This is a genomic window from Stenotrophomonas sp. STEN240 (genome assembly GCF_056756175.1).
Map to the genome: position 1 here is coordinate 1 of NZ_JBRRBO010000005.1, position 22,135 is coordinate 22,135.

Annotated in this window: 15 protein-coding genes and 1 pseudogene; 5 read left to right on the forward strand and 11 right to left on the reverse strand. The window is 64.5% G+C overall.

Going from position 1 to position 22,135, the window contains the following annotated elements:
• The first annotated feature begins 798 nt into the window (after positions 1-798).
• Complete coding sequence (locus ACVOKO_RS03425; RefSeq protein ID WP_346497302.1) at positions 799-1,986, forward strand: benzoate/H(+) symporter BenE family transporter; 1,188 nt, start codon at positions 799-801, stop codon at positions 1,984-1,986.
• A 58-nt stretch (positions 1,987-2,044) separates the two neighbouring features.
• Here the strand turns inward: ACVOKO_RS03425 and ACVOKO_RS03430 are convergent, their stop codons facing one another.
• The 3 genes from ACVOKO_RS03430 to ACVOKO_RS03440 all read right to left on the reverse strand — a co-directional run bounded on the left by ACVOKO_RS03430 (position 2,045) and on the right by ACVOKO_RS03440 (position 5,707).
• Positions 2,045-2,773, reverse strand: a complete 729-nt coding sequence (locus ACVOKO_RS03430) for a GYF domain-containing protein (protein WP_346497304.1) — start codon at positions 2,771-2,773, stop codon at positions 2,045-2,047.
• A 92-nt stretch (positions 2,774-2,865) separates the two neighbouring features.
• Complete coding sequence (locus ACVOKO_RS03435) at positions 2,866-5,016, reverse strand: lytic murein transglycosylase (protein WP_430980709.1); 2,151 nt, start codon at positions 5,014-5,016, stop codon at positions 2,866-2,868.
• A 295-nt stretch (positions 5,017-5,311) separates the two neighbouring features.
• Positions 5,312-5,707, reverse strand: a complete 396-nt coding sequence (locus ACVOKO_RS03440; protein WP_346497306.1) for a YchJ family metal-binding protein — start codon at positions 5,705-5,707, stop codon at positions 5,312-5,314.
• Positions 5,708-5,795: 88 nt separating this feature from the next.
• Here ACVOKO_RS03440 and ACVOKO_RS03445 point away from each other — a divergent pair, with 88 nt between their 5' ends.
• The 4 genes from ACVOKO_RS03445 to ACVOKO_RS03460 all read left to right on the forward strand — a co-directional run bounded on the left by ACVOKO_RS03445 (position 5,796) and on the right by ACVOKO_RS03460 (position 12,121).
• The gene (locus tag ACVOKO_RS03445; RefSeq protein ID WP_346497308.1) at positions 5,796-6,575 is read left to right on the forward strand and encodes a sulfite exporter TauE/SafE family protein; all 780 of its coding nucleotides are present in this window, start codon (positions 5,796-5,798) and stop codon (positions 6,573-6,575) included.
• Between the two features lie 120 nt (positions 6,576-6,695).
• Positions 6,696-8,279, forward strand: coding sequence for an EAL domain-containing protein (locus tag ACVOKO_RS03450; protein ID WP_346497310.1), 1,584 nt, complete (start codon positions 6,696-6,698; stop codon positions 8,277-8,279).
• 77 nt (positions 8,280-8,356) lie between these two features.
• A complete protein-coding gene (locus tag ACVOKO_RS03455) occupies positions 8,357-9,100 on the forward strand; it encodes an SDR family NAD(P)-dependent oxidoreductase (protein WP_346497312.1) in 744 nt (247 codons plus the stop codon).
• Positions 9,101-9,244: 144 nt separating this feature from the next.
• On the forward strand, positions 9,245-12,121 hold the full coding sequence (locus ACVOKO_RS03460; protein ID WP_346497314.1) for a TonB-dependent receptor plug domain-containing protein: 2,877 nt from the start codon (positions 9,245-9,247) through the stop codon (positions 12,119-12,121).
• Positions 12,122-12,301: 180 nt separating this feature from the next.
• Here ACVOKO_RS03460 and ACVOKO_RS03465 read toward each other — a convergent pair whose 3' ends face one another.
• From ACVOKO_RS03465 to ACVOKO_RS03500, 8 genes and pseudogenes are all read right to left on the reverse strand, one after another.
• Positions 12,302-12,679 carry an MAPEG family protein gene (locus ACVOKO_RS03465; RefSeq protein WP_346497316.1) on the reverse strand — a complete coding sequence of 126 codons (378 nt, stop codon included), beginning with the start codon at positions 12,677-12,679 and terminating at the stop codon, positions 12,302-12,304.
• A 451-nt stretch (positions 12,680-13,130) separates the two neighbouring features.
• Positions 13,131-16,694: pseudogene (locus ACVOKO_RS03470) on the reverse strand (ATP-binding protein); the annotation flags it as partial.
• A gap of 73 nt (positions 16,695-16,767) precedes the next feature.
• Positions 16,768-17,481, reverse strand: coding sequence for a DUF4194 domain-containing protein (locus ACVOKO_RS03475; RefSeq protein ID WP_430980705.1), 714 nt, complete (start codon positions 17,479-17,481; stop codon positions 16,768-16,770).
• Positions 17,468-18,937 (reverse strand): DUF3375 domain-containing protein, encoded by a 1,470-nt coding sequence (locus ACVOKO_RS03480; RefSeq protein ID WP_346497318.1) that lies wholly within the window; start codon positions 18,935-18,937, stop codon positions 17,468-17,470. Before ACVOKO_RS03480 ends, ACVOKO_RS03475 begins: the two co-directional genes overlap by 14 nt.
• 22 nt (positions 18,938-18,959) lie before the next feature.
• The gene (gene folE / locus ACVOKO_RS03485; RefSeq protein WP_282267683.1) at positions 18,960-19,559 is read right to left on the reverse strand and encodes a GTP cyclohydrolase I FolE; all 600 of its coding nucleotides are present in this window, start codon (positions 19,557-19,559) and stop codon (positions 18,960-18,962) included.
• 142 nt (positions 19,560-19,701) lie between these two features.
• Positions 19,702-20,985: a HipA domain-containing protein gene (locus ACVOKO_RS03490; RefSeq protein WP_346497321.1), complete on the reverse strand. Its 1,284-nt coding sequence runs from the start codon at positions 20,983-20,985 to the stop codon at positions 19,702-19,704.
• Positions 20,985-21,227 (reverse strand): helix-turn-helix domain-containing protein, encoded by a 243-nt coding sequence (locus ACVOKO_RS03495; protein ID WP_346497323.1) that lies wholly within the window; start codon positions 21,225-21,227, stop codon positions 20,985-20,987. The genes ACVOKO_RS03490 and ACVOKO_RS03495 overlap by 1 nt, the downstream gene beginning before the upstream one ends.
• 178 nt (positions 21,228-21,405) lie before the next feature.
• Complete coding sequence (locus ACVOKO_RS03500) at positions 21,406-21,939, reverse strand: DUF3828 domain-containing protein (protein WP_346497325.1); 534 nt, start codon at positions 21,937-21,939, stop codon at positions 21,406-21,408.
• Positions 21,940-22,135: the final 196 nt, after the last annotated feature.

Below are 22,135 nucleotides of genomic sequence, written 5' to 3' on the forward strand. Positions count from 1 at the left end.
AGAACTTCGAATCAGGCCTCAGCGCCTTCTTCGTAGGCTGCGACGTTTCCGTCGTAGCGAGCCGCCCATTATATGGTGGCTTTTCTGCTTCGTCAACACCTCATTTCGGGGCGGTTGACTCGGCGGCTTCAGCGTTGGCCCGAAGGCTTTTCGTCGAAGCGAGCCGCCTATTATGGCAGGCTTTTTGTTTCCGTCAACACCCTTTTTGGAGGCTGCTGACGCTGCTTGTTGGTTCCGGTCACTGCTGTGATCGGCGCCGTGAAGCGAGGAAGTGGATTCTAGACATCTTTGTGAAAACCGCAATCACTTTTTGTTGCAGAGCGGCAAATCAGGGGTTGGGGCCAGACTTGGCAAAGTCCTTGCGGAGAGCTGCCCTCACCCCAGCCCCTCTCCCGTGTACGGGAGAGGGGCTTTGTCTTCGGCTGGGTGCAAAGAAGCTGCCGGTCTGTTTGCTGGGTGGCGTGGCTTGTTGGTGCGTTGTGCTTTTTTGCAATGCGGAGAGCTGCCCTCACCCCAACCCCTCTCCCGTATACGGGAGAGGGGCTTTGTCTTCGGCTGGGTGCACAGAGGCCGCCGGTCTGCTTGCTGGGTGGCGCGGCTTGTTGGTGCCTTGCGCTTTTTCAATGCGGAGAGCTGCCCTCGCCCCTGCCCCTCTCCCGTAAACGGGAGAGGGGTTCTGGCTTCGATTGCCCCTCTTCCGCGTGCGGCACTAAGGCTTTGCCTTCGGCTGATTGCATGAGAGCCGCAGGCCTGCTGGCTGGGCCACAATGCGGGTTGATCCGTTGCACCTCTATATAGATGACCAATCCGGCTCCGCGTTCGTTCTTTCGTGATCTCTCGCTGCCTGCGGTGGTTGCCGGCTTCATTACAGTGTTGGTGGGCTTTGCCAGCTCGGCGGTAATCGTGTTCCAGGCGGCGCAGGCCGTTGGCGCCGGGCAGGCCGAAATCGCGTCATGGATGTGGGCGCTGGGCATCGGCATGGGCGTTACCTGTATCGGCCTGTCGCTGCGCTACCGCGTGCCAGTAGTGACGGCTTGGTCCACGCCCGGGGCGGCGATGCTGGTGGTCGGGGCAAGCACGTTGCCACTGTCAGATGCCATCGGCGCCTTTGTGCTGGCAGCCGTGATGGGCACCTTGGCCGGATTCTCTGGCGTCTTCGAAAAAGCCATGCGGCGGATTCCGGTGTCGCTGGCTGCGGGCATGTTGGCCGGGGTGTTGCTGCGCTTTGGCCTGGATGTATTTGTATCGGTGAATACCCAGCCGATGCTGGTGCTGCTGATGTTTGCCACCTATCTGCTGGGCCGGCGTTGGTTTCCACGCTATGCGGTGATCGCGACCTTGCTGGTGGGCGTGGCGATGGCCAGTGGCAAGGGCTTGATGCATATGGAGCAGGTGCAGCTGCAGATGGCAATGCCGGTATTCACCGCGCCGACGCTGTCGTGGGCGGCACTGTTCGGCATCGCCCTGCCCTTGTTCATCGTGACCATGGCGTCGCAGAACGTGCCGGGCGTGGCAGTGTTGAAGGCCTCCGGTTATGACGCGCCGATATCGCCGGTGATCGGCTGGATCGGCGTGGTCAACACGCTGCTGGCGCCATTCGGCGGCTATGCCTTGAATCTGGCGGCAATCACTGCGGCGATCTGCATGGGCCGGGAGGTGCATGAAGATCCAGCACGGCGGTATACGGCGGCGGTGAGCGCCGGCGTGTTCTACATCGTGATCGGCTTGTTCGGGGCGACGGTGGCAGCGGTATTTGCTGCCTTCCCGAAGGAATTGATCGCGGCACTGGCCGGTATCGCCCTGCTTGGCACCATCGGCAACAGCCTGGCTGTCGCCTTGAAGGAAGAGGCCGAGCGTGAGCCGGCGCTGGTGACCTTTCTGGTGACGGCGTCAGGCCTGACCATGGCCGGGATCGGCTCGGCGTTCTGGGGCTTGTTGGCCGGTGTTGTCACCTTGCTGGTGCTGCGTCGGCCGTCGCCGCGCTGAGCACGCCGTGCATCGAGCGCGCACCTGCTCGGCAGCAGCAGGCGCGCACGCCTGCTGCTCAAATAATCAGGAACCCAATCACCACGTTGAGCAGGATCAACACGAAGATGCCAGTCACCACGGCTGCAACACTGGTGCCGCCGCGCAAGCGTAGCTGCGCCCGCAGTGCGTTGGCGCCGCTGGTATTCGCGGACGTCAGCTGCTGGATCTGCTTCTGCGTGTGCTTCAAATAAAACGCATTGCCCAGCCCACCTGCGGCAACGGAGATACCGATATTGACGCCCCATGCCGCCATGTCCGGGATGCCCATGATGCGTAGCGCGGTTCCCAGCAGCATTGCTCCGCCGCCCCACATCAGCGCTAGCGTATACATCTTGCGGTAGAGCATCCACAGCACGCCGAGGAAGAACGCCGGCCAATGCCAGGTGTCCTTGGCGTTGGGGTATTTTCCGTCCAGATGCCACTTCTGGCGGTACTTGTCGAAGTTGTTGCCGACAAAATCGGCGTAGGGCTTCAACTTGTCATCCAGCTCGACAACCGGTGCGGCAACAACCGTGGACGGTGCGGCATAAGGGTTGCTGCCAGCAGCGGGCGCGTCGTTGGCACCGGGCAGTGCCAGATCCTGCGCGAAGTTCTGCAGCGGCTGCCACTGCTCCATGCCGGCCCGCCATAGCAACGAGGCCGGGGCCAGCCCGCCCTCGGCGATCAGCTGCTGCAGCTGCGGGGTGGCAAGCGGCCCCTGCCGCTCATGCTGTGCATCGGTGTAATACCACTGGGTGTTCGGCATCGTTTCTTCCTTGATTGGGCACAGCTACCTTCATGGCAGCGCAAGGCGCCGACTCTAGGCCGGGCCGCCCTGCACTCACAACCAGAAACCACTCAAAGCGGCTTCACCTCGAACACCTGCTTGAGGCTGTGGCGTCCGCCCGGGGCCAGCTCGATCACGTCCGGGCCGGCGTTGGCCGCCTCCACGCAGACGTAGTTGCGCCACGCCGCGCCGATATCTTCCATCTTGGCTGCACCGGCTTCGCCTGCGTTCCAGACCACGGCGGTGCGGCTGCCGCTGGTGCTGATGTCGATTGCGCGCTTGAAGCCCGGGTCACGCAGTACGTAATGGCCGCCGGCCTGGGTGTAGAGGCGATCGCTACGGCCCGGGTCACGCGGATCGCGTAGGTTCCAGTCGCCCTTCTGCACATGGGCATTGCCGTTGTCGAGCTTGTCCAGGTAGGTGAGCCCGTCCAGGCCGGTGACATCCACCTTCAAGGCGTCGCTGACATTGAAGTAGTTGTGCAGTGCCTGGGTGAAGGTCTGCGGCTTGGTGCCGGCGTTTTCGGTGATCAGTTCCTGTTCGAGGGTGCGGCCGATGCGCAGCACCATCTGCAGGCGCAGGTCCAGGCTGTCCAGCACCGGTGGGGCAAGGGTCAGCACCACGCTGCCATCGGCTTCGCGGCGGGCATCGCGCAGCTGCCAGGCAACGGTACGCACGAAACCATGCGCGGGCACGTCATTGCTCTGGCCCTGCCGCGAGAAATATGGCCAGCACACCGGTGCACCGCCACGGATGGGCGTGGGCGGTTGCTTGGCAGTGGGCGAAAGCCACATCACGTCCTGACCGCCATTGGGCACGAAGGACAGCAGCTGCCCGCCAAACACGCTGATGGCAGCGGTCGAGAACGGGGTTTCCACCTTCCATGCGGTGAAACCCTTGTAGTCGCCTGTGCTCAGGCCCTGCACATCCTTCATTGAAACGTTGCTCCGTACGATCGGTGATTGGACAAGCTGCTGATAGCCGGCCGGTAGCCGGAACGCGGTGGGCTCGGCAGGCTGGGCGTTACGCAGCGCCTGCAGGATGCGGGTGCCGGCACGGCCATCGGCGTCCTTCCAGCCCAGCCGCTGCTGTTCGACCTGGATGGCGCGACGGGTGGCGTTGCCGACCATGCCATCGGCGCTGCCGATGTCGTGGCCACGAGCGAGCAGTAGGGTCTGCAGTTCGCGACGCTCATCGCGGCCGATGCCCGGGTCGTCGGTGGGCCAGGCCGCGCTCAAGCCAGGGCCGCCGCGCAGGCGGTCAGCCAGGGTGGCGATGGCCAGGGCGTAACTCTCGGCGGCGTTGTAGGAATAGATCGCGTCGTAGTTGCGGAACACCAGCAGGGCCGGGCCCTTGGTGCCGGCCGGCAGCAGCACGGCGGCGTTGCTGTCGTCAGCGATGGCCGATACCTGCAACGGCTTGCCGTCTGCCAGAGTGACGCCCAGCGCGCGCCAGTCCGCCAGCGGCTTGCGCTTGGTACGGCCGGCGAGTGCGGCATTGAAGTTGGCCGGGATGCGGACTTCCACGCCCCATGGCTGGCCGCTGCGCCAGCCGGACTGCTTGAGGTAATTGGCGGTGGAGGCCAGCGCGTCGGGAATGCTGGCAACCAGATCGCGGCGGCCGTCGCCGTCACCATCCACGGCGATGCGGGCGTAGGTCGATGGCATGAACTGGGTGTGGCCGAAAGCGCCGGCCCAGGAGCCGGTCAGGCCGTCGGGGTTAAGGTCGCCCTTGTCGATCAGCTTCAGCAAGGCCAGCAGCTCGCCCTTGAAGAAGGGCTGGCGGCGGCCGTTGCAGGACAGCGTGGCCAGTGACTGCAGCAGCGGGCGCTTGCCGAACACGCGGCCGTAATCGCTCTCCACGCCCCAGACCGCAACGATGGTGGCCGGATCAACGCCGTACTGGGCGCTTACCTGGTCCAGCAGCGCGCGGTGCTGGGTGAGCAGCGCGCGGCCATCGGCGATGCGGCGGCTGTCGACCAGCGAGGCCAGGTAGTCCCAAATGGGGGTGGTGAACTCGGGCTGCGCGTCGAGCAGTGGCAGCACGCTCAGGTCCGGCGTGATGCTGCTGAAGACCTGGTCAACCTTTTCGCCGCTGATGCCCTGGGCGACGGCGGCGGTCTTGAGTGAGGCGCCACAGCTGCCGAAGTCGGCGATCGCGGCGTTGGCAGGGAGGGCCAGCAGCAGCGCCGCCATCGTGGTGCCTGCACGCAGCAGGTTGATCGGGTTCATCCATGGGCTCCTTGCACTGGAGCTTGATGATAAGCGGTGTGCTTGCGTTTGGTTGTGGGAGCGGCGTGAGCCGCGAAGCTGGAGTTGTTTGAGGGTTGCGAAGAGCCAAAGGCACCCCTCCCCAGCCCTCCCCTTCGCTTCGCGCAAGGGAGGGTGCGTAGTGCCGAGCCGTGCTCGGCAGGGCTTTCCCGGTACGGCCCCAGCCGAGCATGGCTCGGCTCTACCAATGCGGCGCTGCTTCGCTGCATGCCCTGCCCGCGCAGTACGCGAGGGACGCGGTGGCGCTTCAGCCGGCGGCGTCCAGGTAGTACCAGCGGCCGTCGATGCGCTGGAAGCGGCTGTGCTCGGTCATCTTTACCGCGCTGCCACCGCCTACGCGGTAGCGGGCGGTGAACTCGACGTCGGCGGTGTCTTCGCCGGTGAGGGCATGACGCTTCACGCTCAGACCCAGCCATTGCGTGCGCTGGCCGGGGGCGTCCTGAAGCGAAAGCTCCGCCGGGCGGGTGTCCGGATGCCAGCTGGCCAACAGGTAGTCGACGTCCTGCAGTACATAGGCGCTATAGCGCGAACGCATCAGTGCCTCGGCATCGGGGGCAGCCTGGCCGGCGTGGTAACGGCCACAGCAGGCCGCATAGGTCTGCGCGCGGCCACAGGGACAGGGGGAGCTGGGAGATATCTGCATCTGTGCATTTTCGTCCAGCCGCGCGGCGCTTCCAAGCGATGTCGCCGTGCAGGGCGCGTATGCTGTCGCGCCCTGCGCCGGAGTTGCCATGCTGGAGTTGATCCCACCCGAGCTGCCGTGGTTGCTGGTCATCGCCTTCATCGCCGGACTGGTGGATGCGGCGGTCGGTGGCGGTGGTTTGATCCAGTTGCCCGGGCTGTTCACTGCCCTGCCGCAGCAGACGCCGGCCGCGTTGCTGGGTACCAATAAATTCAGCTCGGTGTTCGGCACCGGTGCCTCGGCGCTGCGCTATGCGCGCGCGGTGCGTTTCCCCTGGCGGCCGGTGTTGCTGGCGGCCGCTGCGGCGTTTGCGTTCTCCTTCCTTGGCGCCACTGCGGTGACCCTGCTGTCCAAGGAGGCGGTGCGGCCATTGGTGCTGACCCTGTTGATCGTGATGCTGGGCTATACCCTGACCAAGAAGGATTTCGGCGCGCTGCACCGGCCACGCGAGGTCGGCCGGCGCGAACTGCTGATCGCGCTGGCGATGGGCGGGGTGATCGGTTTCTACGATGGCTTCTTCGGGCCCGGTACCGGCAGCTTCCTGATCTTCCTGTTCGTACGCTTCTTCGGCCTGGACTTCCTGCGCGCCTCGGCCGCGTCCAAGGTGGTCAACCTGGCCACCAATGTGGCAGCGTTGTCGTTCTTCGTGCCCAGCGGCAATGTGCTGCTGGCCCTTGCGGTACCGATGGCCGCGGCCAACGTACTGGGCGCGGTGACCGGCACCCGGCTCGCCCTGCGCGGCGGCACTCCATTGATTCGCAAGCTTTTTGTGGTGCTGGTGGTGGTACTGATCACGCGCATGGCCTGGGATACCTTCAACACGCCGTGAAACCCACCTGCACATAGCTAAATTTCAGCCGCTGGAAATTATTGACGGACGTCACATAGTGGGTCCTTAACTACCAGCCAACCGGGACGGCGAATCTTGAAAAGCCCACGTGGAATTGCAGTGCTGCTGCTGGTCACGGGCGCCATCCTGGCCTGCGTACCAGTCGCCTACTCACTCCGCCAGGCACGGGCGCAGGCCATCCGCGAGAAGTTCGTGGGGCTGGACGAAGTGGCAGCCAACCTGGAACGCCAGGTCCGCAGCACCGCCACCACCTTGGGGATGCTGCGCGAGGAAATGCGCGGTAGCGGTGATGAACCCTGCAGCGACGCAGGAAGGCTGCGCTTGCAGCGCTTCGGGCTGGGTTCGCAGGTGGTGAAGAGCACGCTGTATCTGCAGGACGGCAAGGTGCTGTGCTCCTCCAGCGGCGCCTTGATGCAGCGGCTCGTGCTGGGCCCCTCTTCGCTGCGCACCCCCGAAGGGGTAAGCCTGTACACCCAACTGCGCGTCCCCGGGCTTGCCGACCGGCAGTACGTGTTGTTGGAGAAGGACGGCTACGCGCTGCTGCTGTACCCGGACGGGCTGATCGCACCGTTCGCACGACCGGATCTTTCACTGGGCCTGTTCAACGTCAAGGACAGCCGCTACACCGCGCGCAACGGCACGCTGGAACAACGCTGGGTTGAAGCCGACGGAAAGGCCGACGACAAGGGCCACTTCATCGACCAGCAGAGCGGTTACATGGTGGTGCGGCGGGTGCTGTCACCCGGCATCACCGGCTTGATCGTGGCCACCCCACTGTCGACCATCGACGCCCGCGTGGCCCAGTTCGCGCACTGGTTCATCCCGATCGGGGTCATCGCCGGGTTGGCCGTGCTGGGCATGGCGCTGATCCTTATCCGGCGCCAGGTGTCGGCGCGCGCCGAGCTGCTGCGGGCGCTCAACAAAGGCCACCTGTTCCTGCTCTACCAACCGGTTTTCGACCTGCAGGACAACACCTGCATCGGCGCCGAGGCGCTGCTGCGCTGGCAGCATGAGGACGGCACCGTGGTACCGCCGGACCGCTTCATCCCGTTTGCCGAGGATGCGGGCCTGATCCAGCTGGTTACCCGCCGTGTACTGGAACTGGTGGTCAAGGACCTGACCGGCTTCCTGCGCCGCCATCCACAATTTCACCTGGGCGTGAATCTGTCACCACGCGACCTGCAATCGATGCAGACACCGGCGCTGCTGGAAGCCATGCAGCGCAGTATCGGCGTGGGCAACGGCCAGTTCGTGGTGGAGGCTACCGAACGCGGCCTGCTGGAGGAAACCAGCGCCATGGAAGTGGTCAACGCCATCCGCGCCCTGGGCATTGCCATCGCCATCGATGATTTCGGCACCGGCTATTCCAGCCTTGCCTACCTGACCACCTTTCCGTTCGACATCCTCAAGGTCGACAAGAGTTTCACTTCCACCGCCTGCACCGAGGCGGTGACCAGCCAGGTGGCTACCCACATCATCGAACTGGCGCGCAGCCTGGGCATGCGCAGCCTGGTGGAAGGCATTGAAACCGCGGAGCAGGCGGAGTTCTTCCGCAACAAGGGCGTGGTCTACGCACAGGGCTATTTCTTCGGAAAGCCGATGTCGGCAAGTGCCTTGGCCGACTTCCTGCCGCTGCATAGCCGCCCCGGGCAGCACAGCACGCCGGCTGATGCGGCTGCTTGATCTGGCGCAATGCGCCGGCACCGTCAAACCCGCAGGCTGTACCCATCGCGGCAATGCCGCAGTTCGGGAGTACGGCCATGCAGCACGATTTTGCCGGGCGCATCGCCTTGGTGACCGGTGCCGCGTCCGGCATTGGTGAGGCGGTGGTGCGGCAACTGGCCGCTGGCGGTGCGCAGGTGCTGGCCGCCGATATCGATGGCAATGCGGCAACCGCGGTGGCGATGTCGCTGGGTGAGCGGGTGCAGGCGCTGCAGGTGGATGTGAGCGACCCGGATGCGGTGCGGCATATGGTGGGTGCCTGCAAGGAGCGCTTCGGCGGCCTGCATCTGGCCGTCAACAACGCCGGCATCAGCGGCGCCAGCCTGCAGACCGCCGATTATCCACTGGAAGAATGGCACCGCGTGCTCGGGGTCAACCTGCACGGCGTGTTCTATTCGATGAAGTATGAAATCCCCGCCATCCTCGCCAGTGGCGGCGGCGCCGTGGTCAATATGGCCTCGATCCTGGGCACCAATGGCTGGGCCGGTGCGGCGGCCTATGTGGCGGCAAAACATGCGCTGGTAGGCATGACCAAGAGTGCGGCGCTGGAATATTCCGCGCGCGGCCTGCGGGTCAATGCAGTGGGCCCGGGCTTCATCGACACGCCACTGCTGCAGGGCATGGACGACCGCGCCTACGCCGGGCTGGTGGCACTGCATCCGGCCGGGCGGCTGGGCACGGCCGAGGAGGTAGCGGCACTGACCTGCTTCCTGTTGTCGGACAAAGCGTCGTTCATTACCGGGAGCTACCACCTGGTCGATGGTGGCTATTCATCTCGGTGAATTGATGTAACAACGGTTTCATTGTGCGGTTTACGGCTCGTGTTGAGACGTCTCCGCTTGTCTGCGCCTAACGAATTGCTTACAAATCGGCTACGCCCGTCATGGTGGCGGGCACGTAGTCCGGCAATCACCAGGAGCTTTCCGATGACGTTGTTACCGCTACGCCCGCGCCGCCTCAGCTGCGCTGTCCGCTTATCCCTGTTGTGTCTGCTGCCCGGCGCGGCATTCGCGCAACAAGCACCCGACAGCGCGCCCAAGACCCTGGACAGCATTCAAGTCACGGGTACCCGCATCAAGAAAGCCGAGCTGGAGACCCAGGTTCCGGTACAGGTACTCACCCGCGAAGCCATCGAACGCACCGGTTACAGCTCGGTCGCCGATGTGGTCCAGCACCTCACCGCCAGCGGCGCATCGCTGAGCACCAAGCTCAACTCCAGCGGCAACTTCGGCTTTCCTCCCGATGGCGGCGGTGTCGGTGCCGGTGCGGCAACGGTGGACCTGCGCCATCTCGGGCCCAAGCGCGTACTGGTACTGGTGGATGGCATCCGCTGGGTCAATGAATCCTCCGGCTCGGGCGTGGGTTCCTCGGTGGACTTGAACACCATCCCGCTGGCGATCGTCGAACGCATTGAAGTGCTGGAAGACGGCGCGTCCTCGATCTACGGCTCCGACGCCATCGCCGGCGTGGTCAACATCATCACCAAGAAGGGTGCCGAAGGCGGCCACGTCGAGGTGCAGTACGGCGACTACAACCTCAAGGGCGGCGATACCAGCAGCATCGACCTGAGCTTTGGCGGCAGCAGCGAGCGTGCGCAGTGGATTGTGGGCGCGTCGTGGTTCAAGCAGAAGGAAATCTCCTCCAAAGAGTACGAATGGGCGACCGTGCCGGTACCCGGCACCGGCCTGGCCAACGGCAGCTCGGCAACCCCACAGGGGCGCCTGGTGTTTGCCGACCCCAGTGGCAATACCTACAACATCACCTCCAACAGTGGCGTTACCAATCCGGTTTTCGATCCCAGCCAGACCGGCTGTACCCGCACCGATGACTACCACTGCTTCGGCACCCCCGACCGCTACAACTTCGCACCCAACAACCTGCTGCTGACCCCGAACGAGCGCAAATCGGTGTTCGGCCAGGTGCGTTTCGAGTTCACCCCGAATGTCAGTGGCTGGTTCCGTGGCCTGTACAGCGAGCGTGAATCGGCCAACCAGGCCGCACCGGAGCCCTTCTTCCTGGGCACCGATGCCGGTGTGTACAACGACTGGGCCGAAACCAAACTGGTCATCTCTGCCAACAACCCCTACAACCCGTTTGGCTTTGACCTGACCACGATGGGCGCCAATCCCAATCTGTTCCTGCTCGGCCGGCGACCGGTCGAAGGCGGCCCGCGCCGCTACGAGCAGGACGTGAAAACCTGGTACGCGGCCGGCGGATTGGATGGCGTGTTCGAGGTCAACCAACGCACCTGGAACTGGGACGTCAACGTGATGTCCAGCGAGAGCAAGGCCACCCAGACCAATACCGGCAGCTACAACGTCAAGCACATCAACCAGGCGCTGGGTGACCCTGCCGCCTGCGCGGCGATTGCCGGTTGCGTACCGCTGAACATCTTCGGCGGGCCGGGCACCATCACCCCGGAAATGCTGGCCTGGATTTCGCCGATCGTGCGCGACCGCAGCAAGAACACCTTGTCACTGGGCTCGGCCAACATCACCGGCGAGCTGTTCGACATCTGGGCCGGGCCGTTGTCCTTCGCCGCCGGTGCCGAATGGCGCCGCTACAAGGGCGAGTACCATCCCGACCCGATCACCGTGGCCGGCGAATACAACGGCGTGCCCTCGGGCGTGACCATCGGCAGCTACTCGGTGAAGGAAGCGTATGTGGAATTCGACGTGCCGCTGGCGCGCGAGGGTTTCTGGGGCAAGAGCCTGGACCTGAGCATTGCCGGCCGTTACTCGGATTACTCCACCTTCGGCGGCACCGGCACCGGCAAGATCGGCCTGCGCTGGCAACCGGCCGACGAATTGCTGCTGCGCATGTCCTTCGCGCAGGGCTTCCGCGCACCATCGATCGGTGAGCTGTACGGCACCCTGAGCCGCTTCGATGCCACCATCGTCGACCCCTGCAACAACGCCGCCTCGACCACGCCCAAGTGCGTCGCCGACGGTGTACCGCCGGGCTACGAGCAGGCCAACCCGCAGATCTCGGTGGTGACCGCCGGCAACCGCAAGCTGGAACCGGAAGAGAGCCGCTCGTTCATGGCCGGCGCGGTGTGGAGCCCGAGCTGGGCCGAGGACAGCAGCTGGGCCAGCAAGCTGGACCTGGGTGTGACCTTCTACCGCCACACCATCGACAAGGCGATCCAGGCACCGGATGCACAGTCGATCATGGACCGCTGCATCGACAGCCGCGATGCCTTCGCCTGCGCCAGCTATACCCGCAACGACCGCGGCCAGATCGTCCGCTTCGAGGACATCCTGGCCAACCTGGGCACCATCAACACCAGCGGTTGGGATTTCAACGCGCATTGGCTGTTGCCGGAAACCGGCTGGGGCCAGCTCGGCTTCGACTGGAAGGCCACCTGGGTCACCCGCTACGAGCTGATCAATGAATCCGGCCAGCCCGAACCGAAGGGCCCGGGCATCGAAGTCAGCGACAGCGCCATCCCGGAATGGAGCTCGACGTTCACCACCAACTGGGATTACCAGAACTGGAACGTGAACTGGACCATGCGTTACATCGACCGCCTGCGCGAAAGCTGCGCCGGTGCCAATGGCTTTGCGATCTGCACCGACAGTGTCGCCGACCAGCATTGGCTTGGCGCCACCACCTACCACGATGCACAGATCAGCTGGCGCACCGATGCATGGATGAAGGGCGTGAAGCTCGCCGTGGGCGTCAACAACGTCTTCGACAAGAACCCGCCGATCTGCCTGAGCTGCACGCTCAATGGCTATGACCCGGGCACCTATGACCTGCCCGGCCGCTACACCTACGCCAAGCTCAGCCTGGATTTCTGAGTTGCATGACCGCCAAGGGAGCCGTAAGGCTCCCTTGGTTCATTGCCATTTTGTTTTTGTGGGAACGGCGTGAGCCGTGAAGCCAGCGAAGATTGCAATTGCAGATTGAACCGCAGCTGCGGGGCCATGAGCTTCGCGGTTTACACCGCTCCCACAAAAGCAGAAAACCGGTGCGGGCTCTCAGCGCAGGATCGCGCCGGCCAGGGCCATCAGCAGGAGCACCAGCACCGGCAACATCGACAGGCCGAAGCCCAGGCCGCGGCTGGACGGATTGCCGACATAGGCGCGCCAGTAGATGAAACGACCGATCAGGTAGACCGCGCCGATTGCCGCCACCCATTCGGCGGGCCAGAAGCGGGCAGCGATGAGCAGCGACGGCACCAGGGCAACCATCAGCTCCAGGGTGTTCATCTGCACCCGGTACATGCGCTCGAAGCCTTCATGGCCGGTGACGGCCGGCGCCTTGACGCCGTAGCGGCCGCGCGCACGGCCGACCTGGTAGATGAAGAACAGGTATTGCAGCACCACCAGGGCGGTGATGATTTCGACGTAATGCATGCTGATCTCCGTTGCGCGTGCTCTTGGTTGGCTCAAGGGTAACAAGTGCAGTGCGCGCTTTGCTCTGCTGCCTTTTCATGTGCGCAATGGATTGCTTTGCTGCTGCCACTTGATCAAAGGCTGAAGGGTAGCTTGGGGGTTTGGCTTCAAGCGAAAGCCGAAGCTGGATCACAAGCGTCCCCCCCATCCGCCCTTCGGGCACCTTCCCCCGCAAGCGGGAGAAGGGATGACCCTCATTGCTACGGGTGCGGCAGCCGCCGTGCACTGCTCCCTCCCTTGCGCAGCAGGGGAGAGTTGGGGAGGGGTGCTTTGGCTTTGGCTTTGGCTTTGGCTTTGGCTTTGGCTTGAAGCTAAAGCCGAAGCAGGATCACAAACTGCCCCCTTCCGCCCTTCGGGCACCTTCCCCCGCTTGCGGGGGAAGGGAAAGCCTCGGTGCCTGCCCTGACTGTCAGGCCGGAATGTTCTTTTTCGTCGAAGACTTCTTCGCGGCTTTCTTCGCGGCCGGCTTGGCAGTTGCTTCCACTTCCACTGAAGTTTCAACAGCCGGCGCTTCAAGCTCGGCCTCGGCGGCTTCGCTGGGTGCAGGCGCTGCGTCAGCAGCAAGCTGCACGTTCACCGCGTCCTCGACGCTGGCCTGGGCCATCGCGCCGCGTGCGCGCGCCGGCAGCTTCAGGCGATTGCCTTCGTCGTCGTATTCGATCAGCAATACGCCCGAATCGTGGCGGCCGCTGATCTCGACGAAGCAGGCGCCACCGATGAACGGTTCCAGCGTCATCACCGACTTCAACGGGGTGGCCACCACCATCTGGAAGCCGAAGTTCTCGAAGATGTTCATCGCCAGCGCGGTGAACTCGTTGTCGGCCTTGTCGAAAGCTTCGTCCAGCACCACGGCGGCGTAACGCGGCAGTTCGCCGTCTTCGCCGCCCAGCTGGTAGCGCAATGCAGCAGCAAGACAGGTCGTCGCCAGCTTCTGCCGCTGGCCACCGGATTTGCCGGCGCCGCTGCGATAGATTTCCACCTGTTCGCGGGTTTCGGCATCCAGCTCGACACCGATGAACTCCACATGCAGGCGCACGTCCAGCACCTGCTCGCGCCAGCGGCGCAGCTCCGGCTCCTGTGCGCCGAGGCGACGCACCAGGTCACGAAGCACATTGAACTGCGACTCGGCCAGCGAACGGTCTTCGGTCTGCTGGTGGGTCAACACCGCGCGCAGCTGCAGCTGGAAATCCTGCACTTCCGGCAGGCGCCGGTCGTGCACGTCGATGGCCAGCACAGTGCCGCGGTTGAACGCCACCTGCTCCAGCGAGGCGTTGACCTCGTCCATGCGCTGCTTGATCGCCTTGTGCGCTTCAGCGGTGTGCCGCTGCAGGGCAAGCAGATTGTTTTTGCTCTGGGTCTGCAGCAGCTCGAAGAAGCGGCCCTCGTGGCGCGGCAGGCCGTCGCTCTCAAGCCGGGTCAAACGCGCAAGGAAATCATCGGCGCTGGTCAGCGACACGGTGAAGTCACCGGAGTCTTCCGGCCACTGCTGGGTGTATTTGCGGAAGCAGTCCAGCAGGTGCTGGGTCAGCTTGGCGTCGCGGCCCTGGCTGCTGCCCAGTTCTTCGGCCAGGCCACGCTCGATCACCCGGAAGTGGCTTTCCAGACTTTCCAGGTTCAAGCCCGGCAGGATCTGCAGGCGTGCTTCCAGTCCTTCGCGCTGCAACTCGGTCAGTGGCGCGCTGGAAACGCGCGATTGGCCGTTGTCGCGCTGCTGCTCCAGGCGCACGCGCTCACGCGAGAACTGCGCACGTTCCAGGCGCACGTCTTCGTAGGTGCGCTTGCCCTGGTCGCGCAGGCCGCGGGTCAATTCAATCTGCTGGCCGATGCGGGCCAGGGCGCTGTCGCCCTCGCGCAGGTCAAGCAGCTGCTCGTCGATATCGGTGAGCCGCTGCAGGCGCGGGCCGACATCGATCTCGTCCCACTCACGCTCGATCAGCGAATGCGCGGCCAGCTGCTTTTCGTGGCCACTTTCGCGCTGCTTGCGCAGCATCGCCACGTCGGCTTCGCTGCGCGCGATGCGCTGTGCCAGCTCCTGGCCTTCGCGTTCGAATACGCGGCGCTTGTCGCGGTTGTCGTGGCCCAGCATCCAGCGCTTGCGATCGTTGACCGCGTGGCGGTCATCCTTTTCGTAGCGGTCGCCCGGGTGCTTGATCTGCCCTTCGCGGGTGATCGCGCGGTCTTCGCTGCGCAGCTGGCCAGCGTTTTCCACGCAGGTGTAGTCGAACCGGCGCTGCAGCTCGTTGTAGACCCAGTCGCCATAAGGATGGTCACGCAGCTGCAGCTTGTGGATCAGCGAGCGCTTCTCCGGCTCACGCGCATGCAGCAACTCGTTGTCGCGGATGCGGAAGTACACCAGCTTGGTGCCCAGGTGGGTGCGGTTGGCCCACTCGGCAACCTGCTGATGATTCTTCTCGTCAACCAGCAGCGACTGCGCGAAGCCGTGCAGCACGCGCTCGATGGCGCCGCGCCAGCCGATCTGGTCTTCGCGGACCTGGATCAACTCGCCGACAAAGGGCAGCGCCGATTCGGACAGGCCGGTGTCGTCGCACAGACGTGCGCGCAGCTGCTGCAGCGGTGCCGGGATCGAGCTCGGTGCAGCCTTCAGCGATTCCAGTTCCACCCGCAGTGCAGCGAAACGCTTTTCGTCATCGCGGCGCTCGGCCATGCGCTCGGCAATGGCATCGTCGACCGTGCCGGCGCCGGACTTGGTGCCGTCGATCAGCGCACGCGCCTGTTCCACCTGCTCGGAGAAACCGCTGGCGGTATCGGCCAGGGCCATGCCGAGCTGGCGGCATGCGCCTTCCAGCTGCTTGCGGCGACGGCTGCGTTCGTCGACTTCGCGCTCGACGCGGATGCGCTCGCGTTCGAGTTCCTCGATGCGCTCACCGCCCTGCTCGCGCTGCTGGCGTTCCAGCTCGACCAGCTTCTGTTCGTGGTTGTCCAGCGATTGCCGGCGTTGCCCTTCCTCGCCCATCAGGCCGCGGTCGAGCATTTCCACTTCTTTCAGGCGCTCGTTGACCAGCTCCAGGCGCTTCTCTTCGCGGAAGCCGTCGATGCCGATCTGCAGGTCGCGCAGCGTCGCTACGCCCTTGCGCAGGGTCATCAGGTCCTGATGGAAATCACGCGCCGGGGTCAGCGTCTCGACCTGGCGGCGCGCGGTGACCACGGCGTGGTGGGCACCATCAAGTTCAGCGAAATCTTCAACCAGGCGGTCGGCCGCTTCGAAGGTGCGCGGCTCTTCCAGCATGAAGCCACGCAGGAAGCCGTTGAGGTCGCCCAGGTTCTTGGCCGACTGGGTCTTGTGCAGCAGACGCAGCGCCATGTCGTTGCCGATGCCCAGCAGATGACGGAAGCGCTCGGCATAACCGGTGAAGCTGTCGAAGTGGCCGACGTCCTCGCCCAAGCGGCCGCGCAGCTTGCGCAGGTCCAGGTCGAAGCCTTCCATCTCCTTGGCCAGGTCGAAGCGACGCGGAATCACCATGTAGTGCTTGCGCACATCATTGGCCGAGGTGCCGGAGCCGGCAATCCAGAACAGGCGCACGATCGACACCGCGTCGCCGCGGGCGGTGTGGTATTCCAGCGCCAAGGCGCTCCAGGTGGCGCCTTTTCGCAGGTACTGGGTGGCGATCTCGCCCGACTCGCTGTCCTGCTGGTCGGCCCAGGCACCACGCACATAGGACACCAGCGAGCGGTCGCGGCCGGAGCGTTCGGCTTCGCGCGCGGCGGCGTTGAAGTCGACGATGCTCGGCGGCGTCAGCAGTGCACTCATGCCATCGAGCAGGGTGGACTTGCCCGAGCCGGAGCGGCCGACGAACAGGAAGCCGCGCTCGGCGATGGGCACTTCGGTCAGGCCCGAGAACGTGCCCCAGTTGAGCACCTGCAGGCGGCGCATGCGGAACTGGTTCGCGCGTGCATCGCTGGCCGGGTCGTTGAACAACGCGGCAGTGGGAAGCAGGGTGTGGGAAGTGGTTTCCATACGGCTCATCCTTCAGCCGCCACGCGGCGCGCGGCGGTGGTCATTCTGGTCAGCGTGGCGTGGGTGCCAGGCATCATTCGGCGGCAGTGCCGCTGGTCGTTTCTTCTTCGTCCACCGCGTCAGCGACCGCATCGCCGTCGCGCAGCTGGCGGTAGGCCTCGACCAGCACCTGCACGTCCTCGGCCGAGAACAGCAGCTTCAATGCCGGCGACACTTCGTAGCGGTCCTCGCTGCCGCGCAGCTTGGACAGCAGCTGGTTCTCGCGCAGCTTGGCGATGGCCGCGGCCACGCGCTTGCCGTAACCGGCCTGGTCGGTGGAGACGTTCTTCTGGTAGATGCTCATCGCCTCCACCAGCTGGAACTCGGCCACCACCGCGCGTTCGCCGCGGGTATCGGCTTCGGCCAGCTGCTGGCGCAGGAACAACAGCAGCACCGACTCGATGAAGGTCAGCGGCGCGGCGCGCAGCAGGTTGGGCGAGTCCAGTTCGGCAGTGTCGAACTGACGGGTGAAGGCAATACCGCCATCCCGGTCCAGCACCAGCTCCAGGAACAGCTCGCACAGCAGGCTGCGTACTTCGTCTTCATTGCGCAGCAGGGCCGCCCATTGCGCCGGTTGGCGCTGCGCATCGACGCTGGGGCCGGCCAGCAACAGGCACAGCGCGCGCCGTGCATCGACCGGCAGGCGGCCACTGTCGCCAACGAACAAGGCGCCGCCGCTCAGTACCGGTGCGGCCGGTGCCGGCGTTGCCTCGATCTCGTTTTCGGTTTCGGTCTCAGACCAGTTCATCGCGTCTTTCCTTGAGGAACCAGATCAGCGGTACGCGGGCGCGTCGCACCACGCCGTCACCGCCGGTCCATTCCACGGTTTCCAGTTGGTCGGTCATCACCTTGCCATGGCGGGTGCCGATGGAGAGGTAGCCGATGACGCTGCCCAGGCCCTGCCGCGCCGGCCGCTCGCGCAATACCTGCGAGATGCTCAGGCGCGGGCGTGAACCCAGCAGCATGAAGAGATTGTCTTTCAAGGTGCGCACGTCGATTTCCGACTGCGCGACCAGATCACCAACGCTGTCCAGAGTGATCTCGGCAGCTTCGGCGTAATAGATGGAGGTATCGACCTGGTGCGTGCGCGGGTCGTGCAGGCGCCATTGGCCGATCGAGCGGATGCGCGCCGACGACAGCGGCAACACGAAACCGGTGGGCGCGGTGGGCCGCACTTCTTCGCGCAGCAGCAAGGCCTGGCCCTGCGCCTGCTTGAGCAGCTGGTTGAGCCGGCGTTGTTCCAGATAGCCGCGGCTCTGCACGAAGCCACGCAGGCTGCGGGCAAAGTGCTGCATCACCTCATGCACCTGGCCGCCGCGTTCGAGCAGCGTGCTGGTGAAGTTGCGCAGGAAGTTGCGCTCGTTGCGGTCCAGCTTGCGGGTGAAGCCGCGGTTGAGCACGGTGTCCAGCGCGACATCGAGTTCGGCACTGCGTTGCGGGTCGTTCAACAGGTCCCAGAACGCCTGGAAGCTGCGCCCGGCATCGGATTCGCCAATCACATCGACGCCGTTGAACAGGCGGTCGAGCACATCGCCACGCGCGCCTTCGTCATCGATGATGCGCTCGCGGAAGCGGCGGTTGAGCTGTTCAAAGTCGTCACGCACGCGGCGGAAGTCCTCGGCCAGGTCATCGGCCAGGCGGATCACATCGCGGGTGCGTTCCAGCGCGCGCTTGCCATCCAGCGCGCTGACCTTGCCGGTGGACACCTGGGCGATCTCGGCATCGATGCGGTCGCGCTCGGCCTTCAATGCGGCCAAGCGTGCTTCCGGATCGGCCTCGGTCTGCTGTGCCAGCTGCGAGATCTGCTGCATCACCATCGCCAGGCGGCTTTCGGTGGCCAGGCTGGCGTTGTGCTCGATGCCGGCGATGAAACGGATGGCCTGCACCGCCTGCCGCGACAGCTCGTACTCTTCTTCCGTGGCGCCCTCAGGCAGGCGCCGCACCAGCCAACCCTGGGCCAGCCAGTAGGCGATGTAGGCCGGCGCGGTACGCGGCAGTTCGCGCTCGAGCTCCTCGCCATTGAGCGTGTCCAGCTGCTGCTGCAGGCGCTCGGCGAGGATGGAGCCGGGAATGCGGCGGTCGGCTTCCAGCAGCAGGCCCTGCAACAGGCCCACCAATACCGGGGCGCGGTCGGAGGCCAGCAGTTTCCATAGCGGCTGCTCGCGCAGACGCTGGTAGCCGGCAATACGTTGGCGGTACTTCATCGAGCGCGCGCGTTCCCTGGGTTCAGCGTCGGGCGTGGCCGACTTCGATGAAACGCAGGAACTCGGCGCGGGTGCGCGCGTCGTCATGGAAGGTGCCGCGCATGCGCGAGGTGACCATGCTGACGCCACGCTTGTGGATGCCGCGGGTGGTCATGCACTCATGCGCGCCTTCCACCACGATGCCCACGCCCATCGGCTGCAGCACGTCCTGGATGACATCGGCGATCTGCGCGGTCATCTTTTCCTGCACCTGGAAGCGACGCGCATAGGCCTCGACCACACGTGCCAGCTTGGAGATGCCGACCACGCGACCGTTGGGGATGTAGCCGACATGCACCCGGCCGATGATCGGCGCCATGTGGTGCTCGCAGTGGCTTTCGTACTCGATGTCGCGCAGCACGATCATTTCGTCGTAGCCGGCCACTTCCTCGAAGGTACGGGCCAGATACTCGCGCGGGTCGTCGTTATAGCCCTTGAACCAGTCGCCATAGGCCTCGGCTACCCGGCGCGGGGTGTCGAGCAGGCCTTCACGGGTGGGATCTTCACCAGCCCAGCGCAGCAGGGTGCGCACGGCGTCTTCGGCCTGAGCTTGGGTGACGGACGGGTTCTTGGGATCGGCCATTACAGAACTGCGCTTGGATTACGGGGTAGACATGCTACCAGCCGGGGGTGAAGTGGGGATGGAGAGGCCCTAAATCGCGTTGTACCCCCGCCCCCAAGAAATACATAAAACTTTGTTTTTATTGGTTTTATGAAGAGCCGACTCAGGAACGACTCCATCTGGATGCCCAGGCAATCGCGTCGGTGATGGGGCCGTACACGATTTGCCGCAATAGACGCGCCTCACCCGGATCTACCTGATGGGTAATGCCCTGCTCATATGCCTGCAGCAGTGCCTGCGCTTCCCGCCACAGGTTTTTGGCCAAGCGGTCCAACTCCAGCAGGGCCAGCCCCACCGGAATCCCGATGCTCTGACCAAACGCCCCCACCTCTGCCTTGGTTATATCGGCGAAGCGCGTGACATTGCCCATTGGGAAGACCAGGTTCTCCGTACCCCAATCCGGTGCCCGATAGACCGCAGTGCTCAGCAGGTCGTAATGCGGCGCCAGCTCCCAGCCCTTCTCGCCCCACAGAAAGCTGAGGTTCTTCAGATGGGCGTCGGCATTGCCAATAAAGAAGTTGAACAGCTGCCAGCGCAGCAGTGCCAGGCGCGTAACCGCCGGTGTCCGGATGATGTCCAACAGCTGTCGCAACGCGATGTTATTGGCCTGTTGGTACTTGAAGACGGCATCCAGTGACAGCAACTGGCAACCGTCCAGGGCGTAGCGACGCCGCACCTGCAGTCCCTCACCTTCACGGTCGAAGCGACGCACCAGATAGACCGGCTCCGGCACCCGCCGCACCTGCACCTCCGGTACCGGCAAGCCACAAGCGGCAGCCAGGCGCATGCAGAACCACTCGTTGACCACGCTGTGCGGGTAGTCATCCACCTGCTCGTGGTCTGGCTTGAGGATGTGGGTGGAAGCGGCCTGCCCGATCGGCTCCCACAGCTGATTCTGGTCGAACACCACGGCCAACTTGTGCTGTGCACCGGCCAGCGACATGCGCTTTGGCGCGCCGTGCGACAGCGGCTGCCTTGGCAGCGCCTGGATACGTGCGGAGAGCTCTGCATCGGACAGCGGCCGCAACTCGGGAGGCGGCAACTGCTGCCCGGGCGACAACAAGGTCAATGCGCCTGCCGACTCCGGACCAAAACGCTGCAGCAGGCCGAATGCGTCGGCCGCGTTGATGCCGGCATCGGCGGCGACCAACTGGCGCCCGCCCTCTTCCGGCAACAGGTTGTCGAAGAACCACTGCACGGGACGCTGGCTGCCACCGTCCTGGATCTCGCCCGCATTGCGCGGCAAAGCCGGCGACAGGTCAAAGCCGTTGTCGCGCCAGACCGGATCGTAGTGCAACGCCCACAGGTTGCCCTGCTCGTAGAGCTCACCGATGCGCTGTTGTTCCAGCCACACATCGAGCTGGCGCGGCTCGACCTCGATCGCCATCAGCCGCGCTCCGGCGGCGGCAGGTCCACTGGCAGATCAAGCTGCACGCGAATGCCCAGCTGTCGCAGCACTTCGAATACCCGGCCGATCTGCACGGTGTCCTTGCCGCGCTCCACATTGCCCAGGACCACGTGGCTGGTGCCCGCCATTGCTGCCAGATCATCCTGGCGCAGGCCTTGCGCCTTGCGCACAGCACGAACGTATTGGCCGATGTCTGACGCTTGGTCGATCTGCACCTGCATGGGCTGGCCCTCTGAAATATAACGCAGACTTTAGATTGATCTATAAAAGCGTATAGCTCAAGCGAAATCTAACGCAAACATTAGAAATTTCGTTTGCGGGTCGCCTCAGCATCAAAATCTAAAGCACACGTTATAAATTACCGAGAAGATCAAGCACGCCCAAAAACTAAAGCAGACATTATTTTCTGCCCACAGCAGCCTGGGTATCACGCTCCAGAGCCTGCATAAGGCTTGGGGCACGTGCAGTGGCGATATCGGCCACGCGCCAGCTGCTGCCTTGGCGCTGCAGGGTCAACTGCAGTTGCAGCGGGTGCTGGGGGTCGTCGAGCTGGGTGCTGGCGCGGAGTTGGCCGTCTGCCAAGGGCTGGATATCGAAGCTGAGCTGGCGCAGGTCCTGTGCGGTGTCCTGGCAGTCGCAGAGCGGATCGCCGTCCAGATAGCCTACTTCGCCGGCGTACGCGTCGCTATTGGCCTGCATCGCGGCCAGCAGGGCCGGCGCGTAGACCTCATCGTCCGGCAGGATGGCGTCCAGCCCGGCGTCGGGGTGATAGCCGGCGTAGATGTGGCTGAGGAAAGCGCGGGCGGAAGCAATGTCCTGCTCGCTGCTGCTGGCCGTTGCCGGGGCGGGCTCAGGCGCGGCGGTGGCGGGCGCGTCCTTGTTGCAGCCGGTCAGTGCCAGGAGCAGCAGTGCGGTGGTTGCCAGGGTTTTCATGGGCGTCCTTGCGGGTTCGTTTGTCGGGTCTTTTTTAGGCGGGACTGTTGGGGAAAGCAAAGGCTTTGAAGCACCCCTCCCCAACCCTCCCCTTGGCTACGCCAAAGGGAGGGAGACGAGCACCCCTCCGCTGCGCCTGCGGCGCAAGGGAGGGAGACAAGCGTTGCGCCCCCTCCCTTTGGCGCAGCCAAGGGGA